The organism is Enterobacter huaxiensis, from assembly GCF_003594935.2.
GTDB lineage: Bacteria > Pseudomonadota > Gammaproteobacteria > Enterobacterales > Enterobacteriaceae > Enterobacter > Enterobacter huaxiensis.
Genome location: NZ_CP043342.1, coordinates 3,860,082 through 3,882,984, shown reverse-complemented (window position 1 = coordinate 3,882,984; position 22,903 = coordinate 3,860,082). Strand labels below are relative to the sequence as shown.

General features: G+C 53.0%; 20 protein-coding genes, 3 tRNA genes and 3 rRNA genes. 15 read left to right on the top strand and 11 right to left on the bottom strand.

The features are described 5' to 3' along the window. Positions 1-52 precede the first annotated feature (52 nt). Positions 53-1,339 carry a tRNA lysidine(34) synthetase TilS gene (gene tilS / locus D5067_RS18590; protein WP_119938453.1) on the top strand — a complete coding sequence of 429 codons (1,287 nt, stop codon included), beginning with the start codon at positions 53-55 and terminating at the stop codon, positions 1,337-1,339. Positions 1,340-1,367: 28 nt separating this feature from the next. Here tilS and rof read toward each other — a convergent pair whose 3' ends face one another. Continuing rightward, entirely contained in the window at positions 1,368-1,628 is a 261-nt protein-coding gene (gene rof, locus D5067_RS18585) for a Rho-binding antiterminator (RefSeq protein WP_006173581.1), read from the bottom strand. Then, complete coding sequence (locus tag D5067_RS18580; protein WP_006173580.1) at positions 1,615-1,815, bottom strand: YaeP family protein; 201 nt, start codon at positions 1,813-1,815, stop codon at positions 1,615-1,617. Before D5067_RS18580 ends, rof begins: the two co-directional genes overlap by 14 nt. Before the next feature lie 195 nt (positions 1,816-2,010). Between D5067_RS18580 and D5067_RS18575 the strand changes: the two genes are divergently transcribed. Genes D5067_RS18575 through nlpE form a run of 3 tightly spaced genes read left to right on the top strand, consistent with a single transcriptional unit; the run spans position 2,011 to position 3,708 of the window. Continuing rightward, positions 2,011-2,556, top strand: coding sequence for a YaeQ family protein (locus D5067_RS18575; RefSeq protein ID WP_119938454.1), 546 nt, complete (start codon positions 2,011-2,013; stop codon positions 2,554-2,556). Then, a complete protein-coding gene (gene arfB / locus D5067_RS18570) occupies positions 2,553-2,975 on the top strand; it encodes an alternative ribosome rescue aminoacyl-tRNA hydrolase ArfB (protein WP_119938455.1) in 423 nt (140 codons plus the stop codon). The genes D5067_RS18575 and arfB overlap by 4 nt, the downstream gene beginning before the upstream one ends. A 34-nt stretch (positions 2,976-3,009) precedes the next feature. Further along, positions 3,010-3,708: an envelope stress response activation lipoprotein NlpE gene (gene nlpE, locus D5067_RS18565; RefSeq protein WP_119938456.1), complete on the top strand. Its 699-nt coding sequence runs from the start codon at positions 3,010-3,012 to the stop codon at positions 3,706-3,708. 49 nt (positions 3,709-3,757) lie between these two features. On the opposite strand, the gene proS is transcribed toward nlpE, so the two are convergent. The 6 genes from proS to metN form a co-directional block, all read right to left on the bottom strand. Next, positions 3,758-5,476, bottom strand: a complete 1,719-nt coding sequence (gene proS / locus D5067_RS18560; RefSeq protein WP_119938457.1) for a proline--tRNA ligase — start codon at positions 5,474-5,476, stop codon at positions 3,758-3,760. A gap of 111 nt (positions 5,477-5,587) precedes the next feature. Continuing rightward, a complete protein-coding gene (gene tsaA, locus D5067_RS18555) occupies positions 5,588-6,295 on the bottom strand; it encodes a tRNA (N6-threonylcarbamoyladenosine(37)-N6)-methyltransferase TrmO (protein WP_119938458.1) in 708 nt (235 codons plus the stop codon). Next, the gene (gene rcsF, locus D5067_RS18550) at positions 6,292-6,696 is read right to left on the bottom strand and encodes an envelope stress sensor lipoprotein RcsF (protein ID WP_119938459.1); all 405 of its coding nucleotides are present in this window, start codon (positions 6,694-6,696) and stop codon (positions 6,292-6,294) included. The genes tsaA and rcsF overlap by 4 nt, the downstream gene beginning before the upstream one ends. Before the next feature lie 106 nt (positions 6,697-6,802). Next, positions 6,803-7,618 (bottom strand): methionine ABC transporter substrate-binding lipoprotein MetQ, encoded by an 816-nt coding sequence (metQ, locus tag D5067_RS18545; protein ID WP_119938460.1) that lies wholly within the window; start codon positions 7,616-7,618, stop codon positions 6,803-6,805. A 40-nt stretch (positions 7,619-7,658) separates the two neighbouring features. Next, a complete protein-coding gene (locus D5067_RS18540; RefSeq protein WP_008501881.1) occupies positions 7,659-8,312 on the bottom strand; it encodes a methionine ABC transporter permease MetI in 654 nt (217 codons plus the stop codon). Further along, entirely contained in the window at positions 8,305-9,336 is a 1,032-nt protein-coding gene (metN, locus tag D5067_RS18535; protein ID WP_119938461.1) for a methionine ABC transporter ATP-binding protein MetN, read from the bottom strand. The genes D5067_RS18540 and metN overlap by 8 nt, the downstream gene beginning before the upstream one ends. A gap of 188 nt (positions 9,337-9,524) precedes the next feature. On the opposite strand from metN, the gene gmhB reads away from it, so the two are divergent. The 8 genes from gmhB (at position 9,525) to dkgB (ending at position 16,637) form a co-directional block, all read left to right on the top strand. Then, the gene (gmhB, locus tag D5067_RS18530; RefSeq protein ID WP_119938462.1) at positions 9,525-10,091 is read left to right on the top strand and encodes a D-glycero-beta-D-manno-heptose 1,7-bisphosphate 7-phosphatase; all 567 of its coding nucleotides are present in this window, start codon (positions 9,525-9,527) and stop codon (positions 10,089-10,091) included. Positions 10,092-10,459: 368 nt separating this feature from the next. Continuing rightward, positions 10,460-11,999: ribosomal RNA gene (locus D5067_RS18525) — 16S ribosomal RNA — on the top strand. Positions 12,000-12,069: 70 nt separating this feature from the next. Beyond that, positions 12,070-12,146, top strand: a tRNA-Ile gene (locus tag D5067_RS18520). A 38-nt stretch (positions 12,147-12,184) separates the two neighbouring features. Then, positions 12,185-12,260 (top strand) — tRNA-Ala (locus D5067_RS18515). Positions 12,261-12,443: 183 nt separating this feature from the next. Further along, positions 12,444-15,349 (top strand): 23S ribosomal RNA (locus D5067_RS18510). A gap of 73 nt (positions 15,350-15,422) precedes the next feature. After that, a 5S ribosomal RNA gene (rrf, locus tag D5067_RS18505) occupies positions 15,423-15,538 on the top strand. Together the 16S, 23S and 5S rRNA genes with 3 tRNA genes alongside form the textbook arrangement of a ribosomal RNA operon. Before the next feature lie 55 nt (positions 15,539-15,593). After that, positions 15,594-15,670: transfer RNA gene (locus tag D5067_RS18500), tRNA-Asp, on the top strand. A gap of 163 nt (positions 15,671-15,833) precedes the next feature. Next, positions 15,834-16,637, top strand: a complete 804-nt coding sequence (gene dkgB, locus D5067_RS18495) for a 2,5-didehydrogluconate reductase DkgB (protein ID WP_119935431.1) — start codon at positions 15,834-15,836, stop codon at positions 16,635-16,637. A 29-nt stretch (positions 16,638-16,666) separates the two neighbouring features. Here dkgB and yafC read toward each other — a convergent pair whose 3' ends face one another. Further along, positions 16,667-17,572, bottom strand: coding sequence for a DNA-binding transcriptional regulator YafC (gene yafC, locus D5067_RS18490; protein ID WP_119935430.1), 906 nt, complete (start codon positions 17,570-17,572; stop codon positions 16,667-16,669). 104 nt (positions 17,573-17,676) lie between these two features. Here yafC and D5067_RS18485 point away from each other — a divergent pair, with 104 nt between their 5' ends. From D5067_RS18485 to D5067_RS18475, 3 genes are all read left to right on the top strand, one after another. Further along, positions 17,677-18,852, top strand: coding sequence for an MFS transporter (locus tag D5067_RS18485; RefSeq protein WP_119935429.1), 1,176 nt, complete (start codon positions 17,677-17,679; stop codon positions 18,850-18,852). Positions 18,853-18,989: 137 nt separating this feature from the next. After that, on the top strand, positions 18,990-19,790 hold the full coding sequence (locus D5067_RS18480; RefSeq protein ID WP_119935428.1) for an endonuclease/exonuclease/phosphatase family protein: 801 nt from the start codon (positions 18,990-18,992) through the stop codon (positions 19,788-19,790). Positions 19,791-19,866: 76 nt separating this feature from the next. Then, positions 19,867-20,643 carry a class I SAM-dependent methyltransferase gene (locus D5067_RS18475; protein WP_119935427.1) on the top strand — a complete coding sequence of 259 codons (777 nt, stop codon included), beginning with the start codon at positions 19,867-19,869 and terminating at the stop codon, positions 20,641-20,643. Positions 20,644-20,694: 51 nt separating this feature from the next. Here the strand turns inward: D5067_RS18475 and mltD are convergent, their stop codons facing one another. Together mltD and gloB are read right to left on the bottom strand one after the other, a co-directional pair. Then, a complete protein-coding gene (gene mltD / locus D5067_RS18470) occupies positions 20,695-22,059 on the bottom strand; it encodes a murein transglycosylase D (protein ID WP_119935426.1) in 1,365 nt (454 codons plus the stop codon). 68 nt (positions 22,060-22,127) lie between these two features. Beyond that, entirely contained in the window at positions 22,128-22,886 is a 759-nt protein-coding gene (gene gloB / locus D5067_RS18465) for a hydroxyacylglutathione hydrolase (RefSeq protein WP_119935425.1), read from the bottom strand. Positions 22,887-22,903 lie beyond the last annotated feature (17 nt).

Here is a 22,903-nt window from a genome sequence, read left to right as displayed (position 1 = left end):
TCCTGTGTGATAATGCCCGCTCAGTTCGGGCATTTTTTATGTGTAAATTCCTATGACCTCACCCGCTATTGCGCAAGTCGTTTCACCGTACCGCCAGCTGCTGGTGGGGTTCAGCGGTGGCCTGGATTCTACGGTTCTTCTCCATCGCCTGAAGCTTTGGCGCGATCGGGAACCCGACGTTCAGCTTCGGGCGATGCATATCCACCATGGGTTAAGTCCGCATGCCGACGAGTGGGTGGCGCACTGTGAAGCACTCTGCGCAAAGTGGGATATCCCACTGCGCGTTGAACGGGTGACGCTTCATGATGAAGGGCTGGGCGTTGAGGCGCAGGCACGTAAAGCCCGCTACGCCGCTTTTGCCAGCGCATTACGGCCCGGCGAAGCCCTTGTCACGGCACAGCATCTGGACGATCAGTGTGAAACGTTTTTGCTTGCGCTTAAGCGGGGAAGCGGCCCGGCGGGGCTATCCGCCATGCCCGAGCGCGCTGATTTTGCCGGCGCACAGCTCATCCGGCCGCTGCTTAGCGAGACGCGCGCTTCTCTTGAGGACTGGGCTCGTGAACATCGTCTGAGCTGGATTGAAGATGAGAGCAACCAGGACGACAGCTATGACCGCAACTTCCTGCGTTTGCGCGTGATACCGTTACTGACCGAACGCTGGGGGCACTTTACAGAAGCAACGGCCCGTAGCGCCATGCTCTGCGCCGAGCAGGAAATTCTGCTGGATGAGCTGCTGAGCGAAGAGCTGGCCGAACTGATTTCTCCAGAGGGAGCGCTGGCAATTGCGCCGCTGGAAGCGATGAGTGCGGTCCGCCGTGCGGCCGTTTTACGCCGCTGGCTGGCTTCCCGCCACGCGTCCATGCCGTCGCGAGCGATGCTGAACAGATTATGGGATGAAGTGGCTCAGGCGCGTGAAGATGCCACGCCGAGCGTCTATCTGAACGGTTTTGAGGTCAGGCGCTATCAGGGGAGGCTCTGGTGGATAAAATCCCGTCCTTCGCTCTCTGATGTTGTGCTCAGCTGGCCGTCCGTGGAGGATGCGCTGCTATTACCCCACGGCGCGGGCAGCGTATTCCTGGAGAATACGGGGCACGTGCGTCTGCCAGAAGCAAATGAACCGGTCACCGTGCGCTTTAAGGCCGGGGGAATGCTGCATATTGTCGGGCGAAACGGCGGGCGGAAGCTGAAAAAAATCTGGCAGGAATGCCAGGTACCGCCCTGGCGGCGTGATGCTACACCGCTGCTGTTTTACGGGGAGACGCTGATTGCGGCTGCGGGGGTTTTTGTCACGGAAGAGGGATGGGCTGAAGAGGGCGTTGCTTTCACGTGGAGAGTGTAACGGGCAGCAGGGCTGCCCGTTAATGACATCAGGATTCGCTCACCACAACGGTGCCGATTTCCGGGTGACTGAAACTGGCAATTTTGTCGAGGCGAAGCTCCCGCGTCGCACCCGCATCTTCCACGACCAGATATTCAACGTTTTTACGAGACACCAGGTCGCTGGCTTTCGCCTTCAGCACTTCGCCATCTTTTAGCTCCAGCGTCAGTATTAAATGATGCTGGCAGGCGAGTTCGAGGTTGTCATAGTCATCACAATTGATGGGTTGATAAGTTTCATTCATCGACATAATCGCTCACCAGTAAATTCGCCGCAGCATACGCTGCCTTTTCCCTGACCGATTCTGAAAGGCTCTCATCAGAGGCCACTTCATTAAGCACTTTCAATACACAGCCCAGCGCGTCGGGGATATAACCCAGATCGCCGCTGGCGATTTCCGCATACCGTTTGCGAATTAACTCACAATAATTATTCACATCCCCTCCCGCCAGCGTACTGGCTTACTGTGAGATATCATTAAGCCTACGAAGTTAAACCCAGTTTAGCAAGGTGACTATACCATACTCATTTAAGCAATATCAGAGCCTTGATAGCGGTGTATTCATCACCGGTAACAGCCTTTTGCCGCTGTTTTCGCTACAATGTGCGCCTGAATCGTAAGGAGTTCTCTCATGGCGCTGAAAGCGACAATTTATAAAGCTGTGGTCAACGTGGCGGACCTTGACCGCAACCAGTTTCTGGATGCGTCACTGACGCTGGCGCGTCACCCCTCTGAAACCCAGGAGCGCATGATGCTGCGCCTGCTGGCGTGGATCAAGTATGCCGACGAACGTCTGCAATTTTCCCGTGGGTTAAGCGCTGAAGACGAGCCTGAAGCCTGGCTACGTAACGATCACATGGGTATCGATTTGTGGATTGAGCTCGGCCTGCCCGACGAGCGCAGGGTTAAAAAGGCGTGTACCCAGTCCGCAGAAGTGGCGTTATTCGCGTATAATCAGCGTGCTGCGGAGATTTGGTGGCAGCAAAGCAAGAGCAAGTGTAGCCAGTTTAAAAACCTCACCGTCTGGTATCTGGATGATGAACAGCTGGCGCAGCTGAGTGAATTTGCTGGCCGGACAATGGTCCTGCAGGCGACGATTCAGGACGGCGCGATCTGGCTGTCTGATTCTCAGAATAATCTGGAAATCCACTTAACGGCGTGGCAACCGGCGTCATGATTGTTTTGTCCCGAAACGTAAGCATTCCGGATAACGAGCTGGAGATCACCGCTATCCGCGCGCAGGGTGCGGGTGGGCAGCACGTTAACAAGGCCTCAACGGCTATTCATTTGCGTTTTGACATTCGGGCCTCCAGCCTGCCAGAGTATTATAAAGAAAGCCTGCTTGCGGCCAGCCATCACCTGATCACCAGCGATGGCGTCATTGTGATTAAAGCCCAGGAGTACCGTAGCCAGGAGCTGAACCGCGAAGCGGCGATAGCGCGTCTGGTGGCGATGATAAAAGAATTAACCGCCGTGCAGAAAAGCCGTCGGGCAACGCGGCCAACGCGCGCGTCGAAAGAGCGTCGGCTATCGTCGAAGGCGCAGAAATCCACAGTGAAAGCACTACGCGGTAAAGTTCGTCGCCCAACAGAGTGACGAAAGGGAACACACATTTCATAAGGAATTCATTGTGAAAAAAGCATTATGGTCAGCGCTGGCGGTAAGTACGCTGTTTGCGCTCTTCGGGTGTAATAACCGTTCGGAAACGCAGGTATTACAGCCAACCCAAACTGAACATTTAAAGCCGATGCAGCAAAGCTGGCGTGGCGTCTTACCTTGCGCGGACTGCGAAGGTATCGAAACCTCACTCTTTCTGCAAAAAGATGGCACCTGGGTGATGAACCAGCGCTATCAGGGCGCTAAAGAGCCGTCGTCCTTCGCCACTTACGGGACGTGGGCACGCACGGCGGAGAAGCTGGTGCTGACGGACACGACCGGGGATAAAACCTATTTCCGCGCGAAAGGCGAAGGAATGGAGATGCTCGATCGCGAGGGGAATCCGATTGAGTCTCAGTTCAACTACACGCTGGCACCGGTTAAAGCAGCGCTGCCCGCAACGCCAATGGCGATGCGCGGGATGTATTTCTACATGGCGGATGCGGCAATCTTTACCGACTGCGCCACCGGAAAGAAAGTCAGCGTGGCGAACAATGCTCAGCTCGAGCGTGATTATGCCGTCGCGCGCGGCAATGACAGCAAGCCGGTATTGCTGACGGTTGACGGTCACTTTACGCTGGAACCAAACCCGGACAGCGGTGAGATGGTGAAAACGCTGGTGGCTGACAAAGACGCGAAGTTTGTTGCGGGCAAAGACTGTAACAGCAAATAAGCCGCTCTTGAGCCATTAAAAAACCCCGCCGGAGCGGGGTTTTTGTTTTTTAGCCTTTGATGGCTTTCACCAGGTAGTCAAGAATGTCGCCAGTCTTGATCATCTGCTTCTCGCCGCTGCGACGGTATTTGTATTCAATCTCGTCGCTGTCGAGGTTACGGTCACCGATGACTACGGTATGTGGAATACCGATCAGTTCCATATCGGCGAACATTACGCCCGGGCGCTCTTTACGGTCGTCCATCAGCACTTCGATACCCTGCGCACGCAGTTCAGCGTAGAGTTTTTCAGCCAGCTCCTGCACGCGATAAGACTTGTGCATGTTCATTGGCAGGATAGCGACCTGGAACGGAGCGATGTTGTCAGGCCAGACGATGCCGCGCTCGTCGTAGTTCTGCTCAATAGCAGCCGCTACCACACGCGTCACACCGATACCGTAGCAACCCATCGTCAGAACCTGATTACGTCCATCTTCACCCTGAACGGCAGCGTTCATCGCGCGGGAGTATTTATCACCCAGCTGGAAGATGTGGCCCACTTCGATACCGCGTTTGATCATCAGCGTGCCCTGTCCGTCCGGGCTTGGATCGCCGGCAACGACGTTACGGATGTCAGCCACTTCTGGCGTCGCCACATCGCGATCCCAGTTGATGCCGAAGTAGTGTTTACCGTCGATGTTAGCACCCGCGGAGAAGTCGCTCATCGCAGCTACCGTGCGGTCAACCACCACAGGGACTGGCATATTAACCGGGCCCAGTGAACCCGGGCCGGCATTCACGACGGCGCGGATTTCTGCTTCCGTTGCGAACGTCAGCGGGCTGGCAACCTGAGGCAGCTTCTCGGCTTTCACTTCATTCAGCTCGTGATCGCCACGCACCAGCAGGGCAACCAGTGGATATGCGCTGCCTTCGGTAGATTTCACCAGCAGGGTTTTCACCGTTTTTTCAATCGGCAGGTTGAACTGTTCAACCAGCTCGGCGATGGTTTTCGCGTTTGGCGTATCAACCAGCTTCATCTCTTCGGTGGCAGCAGCGCGTGGCGTTTTTGGTGCCAGTGCTTCAGCAAACTCGATGTTCGCCGCGTAATCAGAGGAGTCAGAGAAGATCACATCGTCTTCACCGCTCTGCGCCAGTACCTGGAACTCATGCGATGCGCTCCCGCCGATAGAACCGGTATCAGCCTGTACCGCGCGGAAATCCAGACCCATACGGGAGAAGATTTTGCTGTAAGCCGCATACATTGCGTCGTAAGTCTCTTGCAGCGACTCCTGAGAAGTATGGAAAGAGTAGGCGTCTTTCATCAGGAACTCGCGAGAACGCATCACACCAAAGCGCGGGCGCACTTCGTCACGGAACTTGGTCTGGATCTGGAAGAAGTTCAGCGGCAGCTGCTTGTATGAGCTCAGCTCATTACGGATCAGATCGGTAATGACCTCTTCATGCGTCGGGCCAAGGACAAACGGACGTTCGCCACGATCGGCAATGCGCAGCAGTTCCGGACCGTACTGCTCCCAGCGACCGCTCTCCTGCCACAGTTCAGAGGGCTGAACGACCGGCATTAACACCTCGATTGCACCGGCGTTGTTCATCTCTTCACGCACGATGTTTTCGACTTTTTTCAGGACGCGCACGCCGGTCGGCAGCCAGGTGTATAACCCGGAGGCCAGCTTGCGGATCATCCCGGCGCGCAGCATCAGCTGGTGGCTGATCACCTCGGCGTCGGCAGGTGTCTCCTTCAGAGTGGAGAGCATATAATGGCTAGTACGCATGTTGTTACGTTTCCGTTTCGACGATTGGAACAGGCTGAGATACCAGCCTGACACAAAAAAGTGGTTTAGTTTACCAGTGTGGCAAAGATGCCAAAAGAGAGGAGGTTAAAATTACCTGGGTTCCAGGGCAAAGACTTCAAAACCTGCCTCAGTCACGCGCCAGCGGACGTTAAAATCCAGCAGCCAGACGGCGTACGTTTTCCCTGCGTCCTCTTCTTTACGGTAGGCGGGACGAGGATCCTGAGCAAGCACTTCAACGATAAAGTCCCGCAGGCGAGGATAGCGCTTTTCGAGCTGGCTGAGCTGGGAGATTAATTCCGGCGTGAAGCTAACAGGCATATTCGCCTGCGGCGCGTCCTGAGCATAGCTGGCGCGAGCATCCGGTAGCGCTTCGGCAAAAGGCAGGTACGGCTTGATGTCGATAACCGGCGTGCCATCAACCAGGTCCAGGCTACCGAGCTTCAATATCACCCGATCCTTTTGACAGCTTATGTCTTTCAGTTCAACCAGCGACATCCCGATTGGGTTGGGACGAAAGGTTGAGCGGGTCGCAAACACGCCCATTCTGGCATTGCCGCCCAGGCGAGGAGGGCGCACGGTAGGACGCCAGCCTCCCTCCATGGTCTGGTGAAACACAAACACAACCCATAAGTGGCTGAACGCTTCGAGCCCGCGTACCGCATCGGCCTGATTGTAAGGCGCGATTAAGTGAAGCTCACCACCGCTGCTGCTCACGAGGCCAGGCTGGCGCGGCACGGCGAACTTCTCTTTATAAGGAGAGCGGATAACGCCTATCTGCTCGAACTGAAATGAACTCATTTCGCCGTAATGTTAAGCGCAGATCCGATGCACACCGCCTGGCGGTAGCAGCCTGGCGTACCGCTGGTCACTTCGCAGCTGTGCAGAAGCACCGCATTGGCCTTCATTTTTGACGCGTTAATCTGCATACGCTTACGGGCGGTCGGGATGTTCGGTGGTGAATCCTGATTGCTTGCCTGACAGGATTCGCCGCTCACTTCACCCAGCTCACGGAATGGCTTGCCCACGAGATCGTCGGCTTTAGTAATGATACGTACCGGCGCAGGACGAGGCGCTTTCGGTTTTGCTGGCTCCGCTTTTGGCGGGGTTGCAGTGCTTTGAACAGGTTCAACAGGAGATCTGCTTAGCATAGAACAGCCGCTCAGCATGAGTGCTAAAAGACAGATCGGTAAAGCACGCATAATAATTCCTCAGTGGATAATCAAAACGTCAGATATTGAATCAGTTGGCCGCACAAATGACAAGACGGGCATAAGCCCGTCTTGATGATATTACACTGCGGTGAGATTACCAGCCTTTAACAGCGCCGCCGTTAAACACCTTGTTGGCTTCCTGGTAAACTTCGTCAGACTGGTAAGCCTGAACAAACTTTTTCACGTTTTCCGCGTCTTTGTTGTCTTCGCGAGTCACGATCAGGTTAACGTACGGGGAGTCTTTGTCTTCAACGAAGATGCCGTCTTTCGCTGGGGTCAGGCCAATCTGGCTTGCATAAGTGGTGTTGATAACCGCCAGAGCAATTTGTGCATCGTCCAGAGAACGTGGCAGCTGCGGTGCTTCCAGCTCAACCAGTTTCAGATTTTTCGGGTTTTCGGTAACGTCCAGCACGGTTGGCAGCAGACCGACGCCGTCTTTCAGTTTGATCAGACCAACCTTCTGCAGCAGCAGCAGGGAACGGCCAAGGTTAGTTGGGTCGTTTGGAATAGCGACCTGAGAACCAGGCTGCAGTTCGTCCAGAGATTTGATCTTCTTGGAGTAACCCGCAATTGGGTAAACGAAGGTATTACCCGCCGCAACCAGCTTGTAGCCACGGTCTTTGATCTGCTGGTCCAGGTATGGTTTGTGCTGGAAGGCGTTAGCGTCGATATCACCTTTGCTCAGCGCTTCGTTCGGCAGAACGTAATCGTTGAAGGTCACCAGCTCAACGTCCAGACCGTATTTCTCTTTAGCAACTTTCTGTGCAACTTCAGCAACCTGCTGCTCTGCACCCACGATAACGCCCACTTTGATATGGTTTGGATCTTTTTCGTCCTGACCACAACCCACCAGTGCCAGAGAGCCGATCAGCGCGCCTACCGCTGCAAAGGTCTTTAATTTAAACGCCATGTTTTATCCTTAACTCGTCGAGTTTGTGTTGTGTTTAACGTTATTTGTGAGTAACAGCCCGGACGATACGATCGCCAGAGAATTGAATTAAGTAAACCAGAACAACCAGCAATACCAGAACGGTATTCATTACGGTAGCGTTATAACCAATATAGCCGTACTGGTAACCAATCTGACCTAAACCGCCTGCGCCAACGGCACCGCCCATTGCAGAATAACCAACCAGCGTGATGAGCGTGATGGTTGCTGCGTTAACGAGACCCGGCAGCGCTTCAGGCAGCAGAACTTTGCGCACAATCTGCATCGGCGTGGCGCCCATTGCGCGAGAGGCTTCGATAAGACCGGTTGGGATCTCCAGCAGGGCATTTTCCACCATGCGGGCGATAAACGGCGCAGCGCCAACGGTCAGCGGAACGATGGCCGCCTGCAGGCCAATAGACGTCCCGACGATCACGCGGGTAAATGGAATCATCCATACCAGCAGAATAATGAACGGGATAGAACGGAAGATGTTCACCAGCGCAGAGAGGGTGCGATACAGTTTCGCGTTTTCAATGATTTGACCCGGGCGCGTGACGTACAGCAGCACGCCTACCGGCAGTCCAATCACAAAACCGAAGAAACCCGATACGAAGGTCATTGCCAGCGTTTCCCAAACGCCGCGAACCAGCAGCCAAATCATCGGCTCAGACATAACCCAGTACCTCTACTTTTACATGATGTTCTTGCAGCCAGGCAATTGCAGCCTGGGTTTCTTCCTGTGTACCGTGCATTTCCGTCAGCATGATGCCGAACTTCACGCCACCGGCGTAATCCATCTGCGCGCTGATGATGTTGTTGTTCACGTTAAAGCGACGCGCGGTTTCTGAAAGCAGCGGGGCATCAACGGACTGACCGGTGAACTCCATGCGCAGCATCGGAACGCTGTCTGCTGCCGCTTCTGCTTTCAAGCGCTCCAGATAATCTTCCGGAATATCCAGATGCAGCGTGGACTGAATAAACTGCTGAGCCAGCGGCGTCTTCGGATGCGAGAACACTTCGCTTACCGTGTCCTGCTCGATCAGTTCACCGTTGCTGATGACCGCCACGCAGTCACAGATGCGTTTCACTACATCCATCTCGTGCGTAATAAGGAGGATCGTCAGGCCCAGGCGACGGTTAATGTCTTTCAACAGTTCGAGAATAGAACGCGTAGTCGCCGGATCCAGTGCGCTCGTCGCTTCATCACACAGCAGCACGTTAGGATTACTTGCCAGCGCGCGGGCAATGGCAACACGCTGCTTTTGCCCACCGGACAGGTTCGCCGGGTAGCTATCATGTTTATCGCCCAGACCGACCAGGTCCAGCAGTTCAGTGACCCGACGCTTCACTTCTTCTTTAGGCGTGTTGTCCAGCTCCAGCGGCAAAGCAACGTTGCCAAAAACGGTGCGGGAAGCCAGCAGGTTAAAGTGCTGGAAGATCATGCCAATCTGGCGGCGCGCTTTGGTGAGTTCTTTCTCTGAGAGGGCGGTAAGTTCCTGACCGCCCACTTCTACGCTGCCCTGGGTTGGACGTTCAAGCAGGTTAACACAACGGATCATCGTACTTTTACCTGCACCCGATGCGCCAATGACGCCATAAATTTGACCAGCAGGAACATGCAGGCTGACGTTGTTCAGCGCCTGAATGGATCGGTTCCCCTGCTGGAACACTTTGGTGATATTGGAAAGTTTAATCATTAGATTATTTTTATCGTATGTAAGTTAGCCGTGGCATTTTGTTCTGCCAGATACGGGCGATGACCGTAAACAAAACGGATGTTAAGGCATCCAGACGTCTAAATCAATCCAACTCTGTGCGATGAGCACTTTATTGCGCTGTGATTCATGAGATACTAGCTGAACATGCCTTTTTCAGGAGCAAACCGGTGGCAAAATCAGTACCCGCAATTTTTCTCGATCGTGATGGCACGATTAATGTGGATCATGGTTACGTGCATGAGATTGATGAGTTCGAGTTTATCGAAGGCGTAATAGATGCCATGCGCCAGCTGAAAGAGATGGGCTATGCGTTGGTGGTCGTAACGAACCAGTCGGGCATTGCACGCGGTAAATTCACCGAGGCGCAGTTCGAGACGCTCACGGAATGGATGGACTGGTCGTTGGCTGACCGCGGTGTGGATCTCGATGGTATCTACTATTGCCCGCATCACCCACAGGGAACAGTAGAAGAGTATCGCCAGGCGTGTGACTGCCGTAAGCCACATCCCGGGATGTTCATCTCTGCGCAGGAGTTCCTGCAGATTGATATGGCTGCTTCTTATATGGTGGGCGACAAACTGGAAGATATGCAGGCAGCAGCAGCTGCTGGTGTTGGAACCAAAATATTAGTTCGCACCGGTAAACCCGTAACGCCAGAAGCAGAAAATGCAGCGGATTGGGTGATTAATAGTCTGGCTGAGTTGCCAAAAGAGATTAAAAAGCACCAAAAATAGCCTTTTTGGTGAAAAGATGAGCGGTTGAAATAAAAATGCATTTTTCCGCTTGTCATTCCTCGACGGCCCCCTATAATGCGCCTCCATCGACACGGAACATGTGAATCACTTCACAAACAACCGGGTCGGTTGAAGAGAAAAAATCCTGAAATAACGGGTTGACTCTGAAAGAGGAAAGCGTAATATACGCCACCTCGCAACGGTGAGCGAAAGCCGCGTTGCACTGCTCTTTAACAATTTATCAGACAATCTGTGTGGGCACTCAAAGTGACATGGATTCTTAATGTCTTCGGACAATAAATGAATACCAAGTCTCTGAGTGAACATACGTAATTCATTACGAAGTTTAATTCACGAGCATCAAACTTAAATTGAAGAGTTTGATCATGGCTCAGATTGAACGCTGGCGGCAGGCCTAACACATGCAAGTCGAGCGGTAGCACAGGGAGCTTGCTCCTGGGTGACGAGCGGCGGACGGGTGAGTAATGTCTGGGAAACTGCCTGATGGAGGGGGATAACTACTGGAAACGGTAGCTAATACCGCATAACGTCGCAAGACCAAAGAGGGGGACCTTCGGGCCTCTTGCCATCAGATGTGCCCAGATGGGATTAGCTAGTAGGTGGGGTAACGGCTCACCTAGGCGACGATCCCTAGCTGGTCTGAGAGGATGACCAGCCACACTGGAACTGAGACACGGTCCAGACTCCTACGGGAGGCAGCAGTGGGGAATATTGCACAATGGGCGCAAGCCTGATGCAGCCATGCCGCGTGTATGAAGAAGGCCTTCGGGTTGTAAAGTACTTTCAGCGGGGAGGAAGGCGATAAGGTTAATAACCTTGTCGATTGACGTTACCCGCAGAAGAAGCACCGGCTAACTCCGTGCCAGCAGCCGCGGTAATACGGAGGGTGCAAGCGTTAATCGGAATTACTGGGCGTAAAGCGCACGCAGGCGGTCTGTCAAGTCGGATGTGAAATCCCCGGGCTCAACCTGGGAACTGCATTCGAAACTGGCAGGCTAGAGTCTTGTAGAGGGGGGTAGAATTCCAGGTGTAGCGGTGAAATGCGTAGAGATCTGGAGGAATACCGGTGGCGAAGGCGGCCCCCTGGACAAAGACTGACGCTCAGGTGCGAAAGCGTGGGGAGCAAACAGGATTAGATACCCTGGTAGTCCACGCCGTAAACGATGTCGACTTGGAGGTTGTTCCCTTGAGGAGTGGCTTCCGGAGCTAACGCGTTAAGTCGACCGCCTGGGGAGTACGGCCGCAAGGTTAAAACTCAAATGAATTGACGGGGGCCCGCACAAGCGGTGGAGCATGTGGTTTAATTCGATGCAACGCGAAGAACCTTACCTACTCTTGACATCCAGAGAACTTAGCAGAGATGCTTTGGTGCCTTCGGGAACTCTGAGACAGGTGCTGCATGGCTGTCGTCAGCTCGTGTTGTGAAATGTTGGGTTAAGTCCCGCAACGAGCGCAACCCTTATCCTTTGTTGCCAGCGGTCCGGCCGGGAACTCAAAGGAGACTGCCAGTGATAAACTGGAGGAAGGTGGGGATGACGTCAAGTCATCATGGCCCTTACGAGTAGGGCTACACACGTGCTACAATGGCGCATACAAAGAGAAGCGACCTCGCGAGAGCAAGCGGACCTCATAAAGTGCGTCGTAGTCCGGATTGGAGTCTGCAACTCGACTCCATGAAGTCGGAATCGCTAGTAATCGTAGATCAGAATGCTACGGTGAATACGTTCCCGGGCCTTGTACACACCGCCCGTCACACCATGGGAGTGGGTTGCAAAAGAAGTAGGTAGCTTAACCTTCGGGAGGGCGCTTACCACTTTGTGATTCATGACTGGGGTGAAGTCGTAACAAGGTAACCGTAGGGGAACCTGCGGTTGGATCACCTCCTTACCTTAAAGAACCTGCCTTTGTAGTGCTCACACAGATTGTCTGATGAAAAAATAGCAGTAAAAATCTCTGCAGGCTTGTAGCTCAGGTGGTTAGAGCGCACCCCTGATAAGGGTGAGGTCGGTGGTTCAAGTCCACTCAGGCCTACCAAATTTGCGAAGCAAATTTGAAGAGGTTAGTCATACGATGGGGCTATAGCTCAGCTGGGAGAGCGCCTGCCTTGCACGCAGGAGGTCTGCGGTTCGATCCCGCATAGCTCCACCATCCTTTTACTGCGAAATACAAGAAAACTTCAGAGTGAACCTGAAAAGGTGCACTGCGAAGTTTTGCTCTTTAAAAATCTGGATCAAGCTGAAAATTGAAACGACACACCTTTAAGGGTGTGTTCGAGTCTCTCAAATTTTCGCAAGTCGATGATGTGTCGAAAGAGACATCTTCGGGTTGTGAGGTTAAGCGACTAAGCGTACACGGTGGATGCCCTGGCAGTCAGAGGCGATGAAGGACGTGCTAATCTGCGATAAGCGCCGGCGAGGTGATATGAACCTTTGACCCGGCGATTTCCGAATGGGGAAACCCAGTGTGTTCCGACACACTATCGTTAAGTGAATACATAGCTTAACGAAGCGAACCGGGGGAACTGAAACATCTAAGTACCCCGAGGAAAAGAAATCAACCGAGATTCCCCCAGTAGCGGCGAGCGAACGGGGAGCAGCCCAGAGTCTGAATCAGCTTGTGTGTTAGTGGAAGCGTCTGGAAAGTCGCACGGTACAGGGTGATAGTCCCGTACACGAAAGCACACATGCTGTGAACTCGAAGAGTAGGGCGGGACACGTGGTATCCTGTCTGAATATGGGGGGACCATCCTCCAAGGCTAAATACTCCTGACTGACCGATAGTGAACCAGTACCGTGAGGGAAAGGCGAAAAGAACCCCGGCGAGGGGAGTGAAAAAGAACCTGAAACCGTGTACGTACAAGCAGTGGGAGCCTACTTGTTAGGTGACTGCGTACCTTTTGTATAATGGGTCAGCGACTTATATTCTGTAGCAAGGTTAACCGTATAGGGGAGCCGAAGGGAAACCGAGTCTTAACTGGGCGTTAAGTTGCAGGGTATAGACCCGAAACCCGGTGATCTAGCCATGGGCAGGTTGAAGGTTGGGTAACACTAACTGGAGGACCGAACCGACTAATGTTGAAAAATTAGCGGATGACTTGTGGCTGGGGGTGAAAGGCCAATCAAACCGGGAGATAGCTGGTTCTCCCCGAAAGCTATTTAGGTAGCGCCTCGTGAACTCATCTTCGGGGGTAGAGCACTGTTTCGGCTAGGGGGCCATCCCGGCTTACCAACCCGATGCAAACTACGAATACCGAAGAATGTTATCACGGGAGACACACGGCGGGTGCTAACGTCCGTCGTGAAGAGGGAAACAACCCAGACCGCCAGCTAAGGTCCCAAAGTCATGGTTAAGTGGGAAACGATGTGGGAAGGCACAGACAGCCAGGATGTTGGCTTAGAAGCAGCCATCATTTAAAGAAAGCGTAATAGCTCACTGGTCGAGTCGGCCTGCGCGGAAGATGTAACGGGGCTAAACCATGCACCGAAGCTGCGGCAGCGACGCTTATGCGTTGTTGGGTAGGGGAGCGTTCTGTAAGCCGTTGAAGGTGTCCTGTGAGGGGTGCTGGAGGTATCAGAAGTGCGAATGCTGACATAAGTAACGATAATGCGGGTGAAAAGCCCGCACGCCGGAAGACCAAGGGTTCCTGTCCAACGTTAATCGGGGCAGGGTGAGTCGACCCCTAAGGCGAGGCCGAAAGGCGTAGTCGATGGGAAACAGGTTAATATTCCTGTACTTGGTGTTACTGCGAAGGGGGGACGGAGAAGGCTATGTTAGCCGGGCGACGGTTGTCCCGGTTTAAGCATGTAGGCGGGAAGTTTAGGTAAATCCGGACTTCTTTTAACGCTGAGGTGTGATGACGAGGCACTACGGTGCTGAAGTAACAAATGCCCTGCTTCCAGGAAAAGCCTCTAAGCATCAGGTAACATCAAATCGTACCCCAAACCGACACAGGTGGTCAGGTAGAGAATACCAAGGCGCTTGAGAGAACTCGGGTGAAGGAACTAGGCAAAATGGTGCCGTAACTTCGGGAGAAGGCACGCTGATGTGTAGGTGAAGTCCCTGCGGATGGAGCTGAAATCAGTCGAAGATACCAGCTGGCTGCAACTGTTTATTAAAAACACAGCACTGTGCAAACACGAAAGTGGACGTATACGGTGTGACGCCTGCCCGGTGCCGGAAGGTTAATTGATGGGGTTAGCGGCAACGCGAAGCTCTTGATCGAAGCCCCGGTAAACGGCGGCCGTAACTATAACGGTCCTAAGGTAGCGAAATTCCTTGTCGGGTAAGTTCCGACCTGCACGAATGGCGTAATGATGGCCAGGCTGTCTCCACCCGAGACTCAGTGAAATTGAACTCGCTGTGAAGATGCAGTGTACCCGCGGCAAGACGGAAAGACCCCGTGAACCTTTACTATAGCTTGACACTGAACACTGGTCCTTGATGTGTAGGATAGGTGGGAGGCTTTGAAGCGTGGACGCCAGTCTGCGTGGAGCCAACCTTGAAATACCACCCTTTAATGGCTGGTGTTCTAACGTAGACCCGTGATCCGGGTTGCGGACAGTGTCTGGTGGGTAGTTTGACTGGGGCGGTCTCCTCCCAAAGAGTAACGGAGGAGCACGAAGGTTAGCTAATCCTGGTCGGACATCAGGAGGTTAGTGCAATGGCATAAGCTAGCTTGACTGCGAGAGTGACGGCTCGAGCAGGTGCGAAAGCAGGTCATAGTGATCCGGTGGTTCTGAATGGAAGGGCCATCGCTCAACGGATAAAAGGTACTCCGGGGATAACAGGCTGATACCGCCCAAGAGTTCATATCGACGGCGGTGTTTGGCACCTCGATGTCGGCTCATCACATCCTGGGGCTGAAGTAGGTCCCAAGGGTATGGCTGTTCGCCATTTAAAGTGGTACGCGAGCTGGGTTTAGAACGTCGTGAGACAGTTCGGTCCCTATCTGCCGTGGGCGCTGGAGAATTGAGGGGGGCTGCTCCTAGTACGAGAGGACCGGAGTGGACGCATCACTGGTGTTCGGGTTGTCATGCCAATGGCATTGCCCGGTAGCTAAATGCGGAAAAGATAAGTGCTGAAAGCATCTAAGCACGAAACTTGCCCCGAGATGAGTTCTCCCTGACCCTTTAAGGGTCCTGAAGGAACGTTGAAGACTACGACGTTGATAGGTCGGGTGTGTAAGCGCAGCGATGCGTTGAGCTAACCGATACTAATGAACCGTGAGGCTTAACCTTACAACGCCGAAGCTGTTTCGGCGACGAGAGACAGACAATCAATTTCAGCCTGATACAGATTTAACAGAATTTGCCTGGCGGCTTTAGCGCGGTGGTCCCACCTGACCCCATGCCGAACTCAGAAGTGAAACGCCGTAGCGCCGATGGTAGTGTGGGGTCTCCCCATGTGAGAGTAGGGAACTGCCAGGCATCAAATTAAGTAGTAAGCCGGTGCATTAATCCGGTGGTTACAGAAGTCTTCGGTGGAGCGGTAGTTCAGTCGGTTAGAATACCTGCCTGTCACGCAGGGGGTCGCGGGTTCGAGTCCCGTCCGTTCCGCCACTTATTAAAAGCCCTGAGCTAACGCTCAGGGCTTTTTTCTTGCCTGCGATACAATTGTTGCTAAATTAGCAAAAATCCTCTGCTTTTTAGGCCCTTTTTCTTCATAACCGTACCCGCGATAATCTTCCTCAGTTTACGAACATAATGATTAACGAGGAATAATATGACGATCCCTGTATTTGGTCTGGGTACTTTCCGCCTGAAAGACGACGTTGTAATTGCATCTGTAAAAACCGCACTGGAACTGGGCTATCGTGCCGTTGATACAGCGCAAATCTATGAAAACGAAGCTGCTGTTGGCCAGGCTATCGAAGAGAGCGGCGTGCCGCGTAGCGAACTTTTTATCACCACTAAAATCTGGATTGAGAATCTCAGCAAAGACAAGCTCATCCCAAGTCTGAAAGAGAGCCTCAAAAAGCTGCGTACCGATTACGTTGATCTGACGTTGATCCACTGGCCGTCGCCAAACGATGTTGTTTCAGTAGAAGAGTTCATGCAGGCGCTTCTGGAAGCGAAGAAAGAGGGTTTAATACGAGAAATTGGTATTTCCAACTTCACGATCCCTCTGATGGAAAGAGCGATTGCTTCTGTTGGTGCAGAAAACATAGCGACCAACCAGATCGAGTTGTCCCCATACCTGCAAAACCGCAAGGTGGTGGACTGGGCAAAACAGCACGGTATCCACATTACCTCTTACATGACGCTGGCTTACGGTAAGGCATTGAAAGATGACGTTATTGCACGCATTGCAGAGAAACATAACGCCACTGCTGCGCAGGTGATCCTGGCCTGGGCGATCGGTGAAGGTTACGCTGTGATCCCTTCATCAACCAAGCGTGAAAATCTGGCAAGCAACCTGCTTGCGTTGGATCTCAAGCTGGACGAAGCAGACAAAAAAGCGATCGCTGCACTGGATTGCAACGATCGTCTGGTGAGCCCGGAAGGGTTAGCGCCAGACTGGGATTAATCTTCACCCACCCTTTGTGCCTTAAACCCTCATACAGCTCCTTCGGGAGCTGTTTTTATATGCTCGCTCAGAAAGTCGATAAAAGCGCGTATACGTGTACTTACCGCTCTGTCACTGTAATAGACCGCACTAAAAGGCATCTCAACCGGCAGGCGCTTATCGGCCATCAGCTCCACAAGCTCACCGCGCGCGATCTCCTTATCGATCATGTAATCCGACAGGCAGGCAATACCATTCCCGGTGAGGCAAAGCTGCTTTAGCGTTTCCCCGCTGTTTGATGATATGCCACACGTGATTTCATGAAGCTGCCCGTCATGGCAGGCAACGGGCCAGGTATTCAGTAAGACAGGCTCCGTGAAGCCAAGGCACATATGCTGCTTCAATTCTTCCACCGTCTCGGGACTTCCATGCTCAGAAATATACTGTGGTGATGCAATAATTTTACGATAGCTGGCAAAGAGGGGGCGGGCGCGCAAGCTTGAGTCCGTTAGGGTTCCTGCCCGGATCGCGACATCGACCTTACGTTCGATGAGGTTGATAAACGTTTCGGAGGAGACTAAAGATAACGTCATCTCCGGATAGCGTTCGCGGAAGGGTTTTATTAGCGGCATCAGAAAGTGCAGTACAACAGGCGTTGCAGCATCGATGCGCAACAGCCCGCGCGGCGTGCTCCGTGTCTCCATAATCTCCGTTTCGGCAGCAGCCATCTCCTGCAGAACAGACTGCACGCGTCTAAAATAGCGCTCTCCTTCCTCCGTCAGGCTCAGCTGGCGCGTCGTGCGGTTAAGCAGGCTAACCCCAAGCTTCATCTCCAGCTTTTTCACCGAGCGGCTAACGGCCGAATTAGCCTGCCCCAGCTGTTCTGCTGCGCGGCTAAAGCTGCCGCTTTCGACGACGGCGACAAAGATAGTCAGCTCTTCCGACGTTGCTTTCATTGTTGCACCACCTGCAAAATTCAATTGATATTTTGACCATTTTTGTTATTTAAGCACTGCCGCATACTTCTTGTCATCTTAATACTGAAGAGACGGAGTATTTTATGCCACTGGCGCTACTTGCCCTGACGATCAGTGCCTTTGCAATTGGCACGACCGAATTTGTTATCGTTGGACTGGTTCCTACCATCGCTAACCAACTTGCTATTTCCCTGCCTTCTGCCGGTTTGCTGGTTTCTATCTACGCCCTGGGCGTGGCTGTCGGCGCGCCTGTACTGACGGCGCTGACCGGACGATTCCCGCGTAAGCAGCTTCTGGTTGCTCTGATGGCGCTTTTCACCGCGGGCAATATTCTGGCCTGGCAGGCACCGGACTACGCCACGCTGGTGATCGCCCGCCTGCTTACCGGCCTTGCACACGGCGTGTTTTTCTCGATCGGTTCTACTATAGCGACCAGTCTGGTGCCTAAAGAGAAAGCAGCATCGGCCATTGCACTTATGTTCGGTGGGCTGACCGTTGCGCTGGTTACCGGCGTGCCGTTAGGGACGTTTATAGGCCAACACTTCGGCTGGCGCGAAACCTTCCTGGCCGTGTCGTTGCTGGGCGTTATCGCTCTGGTGGGCAGCGTGCTGTTGGTGCCTTCAAACATTCCAGGCCGTGCGAGCGCCAGCCTGAGCGATCAGCTGAAAGTCCTCACTCATCCACGTTTGCTGCTTATCTACGCCGTCACAGCGCTAGGCTACGGAGGTGTGTTCACTGCTTTCACCTTCCTGGCGCCAATGATGCAGGATCTCGCGGGCTTTTCCCCGAGTGCAGTGAGCTGGATTTTGTTGGGCTACGGCATCTCCGTGGCGGTAGGCAATATCTGGGGCGGCAAGCTGGCTGATAAGCACGGCGCAGTGCCGGCTTTAAAATTCATTTTTGCCGCGCTGGTTGTTCTGCTCATGGTGTTCCAGTTCACCGCGTCGATGCAATACGCTGCGCTGGTCACGGTGCTGGTGATGGGGATCTTCGCCTTTGGTAATGTACCCGGGCTGCAGGTGTATGTTGTGCAAAAAGCTGAACTTTATACGCCAAACGCAGTGGACGTAGCCTCTGGTCTGAACATCGCCGCGTTTAACATCGGTATCGCCCTCGGTTCCGTCATCGGTGGTCAGACGGTAGAACATTTTGGCCTGACGCAAACGCCGTGGATTGGGGCAGTGATTGTTCTCGTCGCTTTCCTGCTGATTGGGGTCAGCGGGCGCCTTGATAAACCGGCCCGAGTAGCGCTGGGATAATTATCAGTAAGCGCTTGCTTACAAAACTGGAAAGCGCTTTCTGAGAAATAGCGTTGAAAGTATGACCTAAAGTCCCTATAACATTAGAACCAGTCCGTTTTCCGGGCTGGTTCACGTTATAGAGGTTGTTTCCAAAAGTGCGAAAGAATACCTATGCCATGCGTTATGTTGCTGGAATGCCCGCGGAGAGAATTATGCCTCCGGGATCATTTGCGAGCATCAGCCAGGCATTGCCCGCCGGTACACCGCTAAGCAGCGATGAAAAAATTCGGGTGCTGGTGTGGAACATCTTTAAACAACAGCGCGCGGAGTGGTTATCCGTGCTCAAGAATTTTGGCAAAGATGCCCATCTGGTTCTGCTGCAGGAGGCGCAAACGACGCCGGAGCTGGTCAGGTTTGCAACGACTAACTATCTTGCCGCCGATCAGGTGCCTGCGTTCGTCTTACCGCAGCATCCCTCAGGGGTGATGACTCTGTCAGCCGCGCATCCGGTCTACTGCTGCCCGCTGCGAGAGCGCGAGCCTATCCTGCGCCTTGCCAAGTCGGCGCTGGTAACAGTCTATCCTTTGCCGGATACTCGAATGCTGATGGTCGTAAATATCCACGCGGTGAACTTCAGCCTCGGCGTGGATGTGTATAGTAAGCAGTTACTTCCCATTGGCGATCAGATTGCGCATCACAGCGGGCCTATCATTATGGCCGGTGACTTCAATGCCTGGAGTCGCCCGCGTATGAATGCGCTGTACCGCTTTGCGCGCGAAATGTCGCTGCGTGAAGTCCGTTTTAGCGATGACCAGCGCAAGAAAGCCTTTGGTCGCCCTCTCGATTTCGTCTTCTATCGTGGTTTGAGCGTGCACGATGCCTCCGTTCTGGTGACGCGCGCCTCCGATCACAATCCACTACTAGTAGAATTCAGTCCCGGCAAACCTGATAAGTAATGGTGTGTCAGGTCTGCCGTGGGGCAGGCCTGTGCAGGTGCTGCCCTTTATTTTTCATCAATACAAGGACAGCAAAATGACAACAACAACACACTCCCATCATGACAACGTAGAAAAACAGTTTGGCTCACAGGCCAGTGCGTATCTCAGCAGCGCCGTGCATGCTTCTGGCCGCGATCTCATAAGGCTCGGTGAGCGCCTGGCGGCCTTCCCGGAGGCACAGGTGCTGGATTTAGGCTGCGGAGCAGGGCACGCCAGCTTTACTGCCGCACTGCAGGTAGCCCACGTCACCGCGTACGATCTCTCCAGCCAGATGCTGGAGGTAGTGGCGGAGGCTGCAAAAGCCAAAGGGTTAAACAACGTCGCTACGCGCCAGGGTTATGCAGAATCGTTACCCTTCGAGGATGCGTCATTTGACGTTGTCATTAGCCGCTACTCCGCACACCACTGGCATGATGTCGGGCAGGCGCTGCGTGAAGTCAAACGCGTGCTTAAGCCGGGCGGGGTCTGCATTATTATGGACGTGATGTCGCCGGGTCATCCGGTTCGGGATATCTGGCTGCAAACGGTTGAAGCCCTGCGCGATACATCCCACGTGCAAAATTACTCCAGCGGGCAGTGGTTATCATTGATTACCGAGGCAGGTTTAATTTCACGCTCATTGATAACCGATCGCTTACCGCTGGAGTTCAGCTCATGGATCGCGCGTATGCGTACGCCAGAAGCGTTAAGCCAGGCTATTCGAATGTATCAGGACAGCGCATCAGGGGAAGTGAAGGCTTACTTTGAATTGCAGGATGACGGTTCGTTTACCAGCGATACCATCATGGTTGAAGCACAAAAAGCAGGCTAAAACAAAAAAGGCACCGGGGGAATCGGTGCCTTTTTATCAGAGATCGTGTAATCAGGAATCTGGCGTAGCGCTGTTTTTAACAAACAGCGTGAGCTGGTCGCCTGGCTGCAGATTGTCAGTACCATCATTCCAGCGCATGACATCTTTGATGTTCACGCCGTGACGTTTGGCAATACTGGACAGAGAATCACCCTTACGCACGCGATAGGTAATGCTATCGCTGTTTTTGGCCAGTCGCTGTGCGCTGCTACCCGCACCCACCGTCAGTGTTTGACCCACCTTCAGACCAGAACTGCGCAGATTATTCCACTGCTGTAGCTCTTTCGCATTCACGCCTAAACGTGAAGCAATGCCCGAGAGCGTATCACCTGAACGGACCTTATAACTGCGGCTGCTTACCGGCGAAGTATCTGCGATCAGCGTTGACTGAACGGCAGCAATTTCACCCGAAGCCAAAGACTCACGTAATTGCTCTGCATGTTTCTGCGGAACCATCACATACCGCGGGCCAGTTGCTCCCAGGGTTGAGCCTTTAACGCCTGCATTAAAGGTTTTCAGTTTACTTACCGACATGCCCGTCATATCGGCAACCTGTTGAATATCAACCGGGCTGCTGAGGCGAACGCGCGCCAGTGCACGACTTTCGTCTGGTGTTGGCAGTTGTACACCGTAACGCTTGCTGTTCTTGAGAATATCACTCAATGCCAGCATCTTCGGTACGTAAATCTTCGTTTCCTGAGGCAGTGACAGTGACCAGAAATCGGTGGATTTTCCACGCGCTTTGTTCGCTTTCATTGCCTTCATTACACGACCTTCACCGCTATTATACGCAGCGATCGTTAACAACCAGTCACCGTCAAACATCTTGTTCAGACGTTGCATCATGTCGAGAGCGGCTGTCGTTGAAGCGACAACATCACGACGCGCATCGTAGCTGCGGGTCTGTTTCAAACCATAATTGCGCCCTGTGCTCGGAATGATCTGCCAAATGCCTGCGGCATTGGCGCCAGACGTTGCGTGTGGGTCAAAAGCGCTCTCCACTATGGGTAGGAGTACCAGCTCCATAGGCATGTTACGTTTCTTAACTTGCCCGGCTATCCAGTACATATACGGCTCTGCCCGTAACGTTACATCGTGGAGATAGCTCTTATTTCTCAAATACTTCTGTTTCTGTTCGCGAATCCGGGTGTTTTCCGGAATTCCCATCTTTAGCTCGTCGCCAATAGAGGCCCACAAGTCTTGTTCCTGCGCGAAAGATGTCCCATCGTCCAACCATCGCGCCTGACTTGTAAACTTCCCTGCTTCCCCTTGACCAGCTGCAGAAAGGCTCTGTGCGTGCTGTTGTACGTTGCTGCCGTTTTGCGACTGGCAACCTACAAGCAGGACAGAGGCGAGTAATATCGCTTTTGCCTTCATGTGTGTGTCAATAGTTGCTTAAAAGACGAGCGATGATAACGGCGAAATTTTGAAAAGGCAACCCGCAATTATCTGAAGTTATCTTTCTTTGACCTTAACCATGCAAATCGCGCGTCTGGTTGTTGCAAATTTGTTTCTTGGTTAATTTTGTTAATTAAATCAATATCATTGGTTCTTAGAAATACATTTATTTTACGCTCATTTTTAAGAGTTACGGGGAGTGTATTTTGGTTTTTTGCACGTAACTCCTTCACTTTCAGGTAATAATCCTGAATGGCGCGATCGTCAGGTAAAATGCTCGCAGCAAACTTCATATTCCCTAATGTATACTCATGCGCGCAACATATGAGCGTATCGTCGGGTAGTGCGTTAATTTTCTGTAAAGATTGATACATTTGAGCTGGAGTACCTTCAAAAAGCCTTCCGCAGCCGCCAGAAAACAGCGTGTCACCGCAAAAAAGATAAGGTTTGCTGTAGTAACAAATATGTCCGGAAGTGTGACCTGGTGTGGCAAATACGGAAAATTCGTATCCCCGTATGAGGACATTTTCGCCCTCTTCGACTACTTGCGTCGTCCCCTTATCCTGTGTCTCGGCCGGTCCGTAAACCGCCAGATGCGGAAACTGTGCGAGCAGGTCAGGCACGCCGCCAACATGATCGTGATGGTGATGGGTGAGGAGTATCGCTTCAGGCTGCCAGCGATTTTCCTTTATAGCCTGCAAAACCGGCGCGGATTCGCCCGGATCGACGATGATACAGCGGCGATCGTCGTCAACTAAAACCCAGATGTAATTGTCCTCAAAGGCAGGAATACTGATAAGATTCATACATTACCTCTTACAGC

Excerpts from the sequence above, each read along its gene's own strand:
- rof (WP_006173581.1), bottom strand. The coding sequence starts at position 1,628 with ATGTCGATGAATGAAACTTATCAACCCATCAATTGTGATGACTATGAC.
- yafC (WP_119935430.1), bottom strand. The coding sequence starts at position 17,572 with ATGAAAGCAACGTCGGAAGAGCTGACTATCTTTGTCGCCGTCGTCGAA.
- gloB (WP_119935425.1), bottom strand. The coding sequence starts at position 22,886 with ATGAATCTTATCAGTATTCCTGCCTTTGAGGACAATTACATCTGGGTT.
- metQ (WP_119938460.1), bottom strand. The coding sequence starts at position 7,618 with ATGGCGTTTAAATTAAAGACCTTTGCAGCGGTAGGCGCGCTGATCGGC.
- rcsF (WP_119938459.1), bottom strand. The coding sequence starts at position 6,696 with ATGCGTGCTTTACCGATCTGTCTTTTAGCACTCATGCTGAGCGGCTGT.
- D5067_RS18540 (WP_008501881.1), bottom strand. The coding sequence starts at position 8,312 with ATGTCTGAGCCGATGATTTGGCTGCTGGTTCGCGGCGTTTGGGAAACG.
- metN (WP_119938461.1), bottom strand. The coding sequence starts at position 9,336 with ATGATTAAACTTTCCAATATCACCAAAGTGTTCCAGCAGGGGAACCGA.
- dkgB (WP_119935431.1), top strand. The coding sequence starts at position 15,834 with ATGACGATCCCTGTATTTGGTCTGGGTACTTTCCGCCTGAAAGACGAC.
- tsaA (WP_119938458.1), bottom strand. The coding sequence starts at position 6,295 with ATGAGTTCATTTCAGTTCGAGCAGATAGGCGTTATCCGCTCTCCTTAT.
- D5067_RS18575 (WP_119938454.1), top strand. The coding sequence starts at position 2,011 with ATGGCGCTGAAAGCGACAATTTATAAAGCTGTGGTCAACGTGGCGGAC.
- proS (WP_119938457.1), bottom strand. The coding sequence starts at position 5,476 with ATGCGTACTAGCCATTATATGCTCTCCACTCTGAAGGAGACACCTGCC.
- D5067_RS18475 (WP_119935427.1), top strand. The coding sequence starts at position 19,867 with ATGACAACAACAACACACTCCCATCATGACAACGTAGAAAAACAGTTT.
- D5067_RS18485 (WP_119935429.1), top strand. The coding sequence starts at position 17,677 with ATGCCACTGGCGCTACTTGCCCTGACGATCAGTGCCTTTGCAATTGGC.
- tilS (WP_119938453.1), top strand. The coding sequence starts at position 53 with ATGACCTCACCCGCTATTGCGCAAGTCGTTTCACCGTACCGCCAGCTG.
- mltD (WP_119935426.1), bottom strand. The coding sequence starts at position 22,059 with ATGAAGGCAAAAGCGATATTACTCGCCTCTGTCCTGCTTGTAGGTTGC.
- arfB (WP_119938455.1), top strand. The coding sequence starts at position 2,553 with ATGATTGTTTTGTCCCGAAACGTAAGCATTCCGGATAACGAGCTGGAG.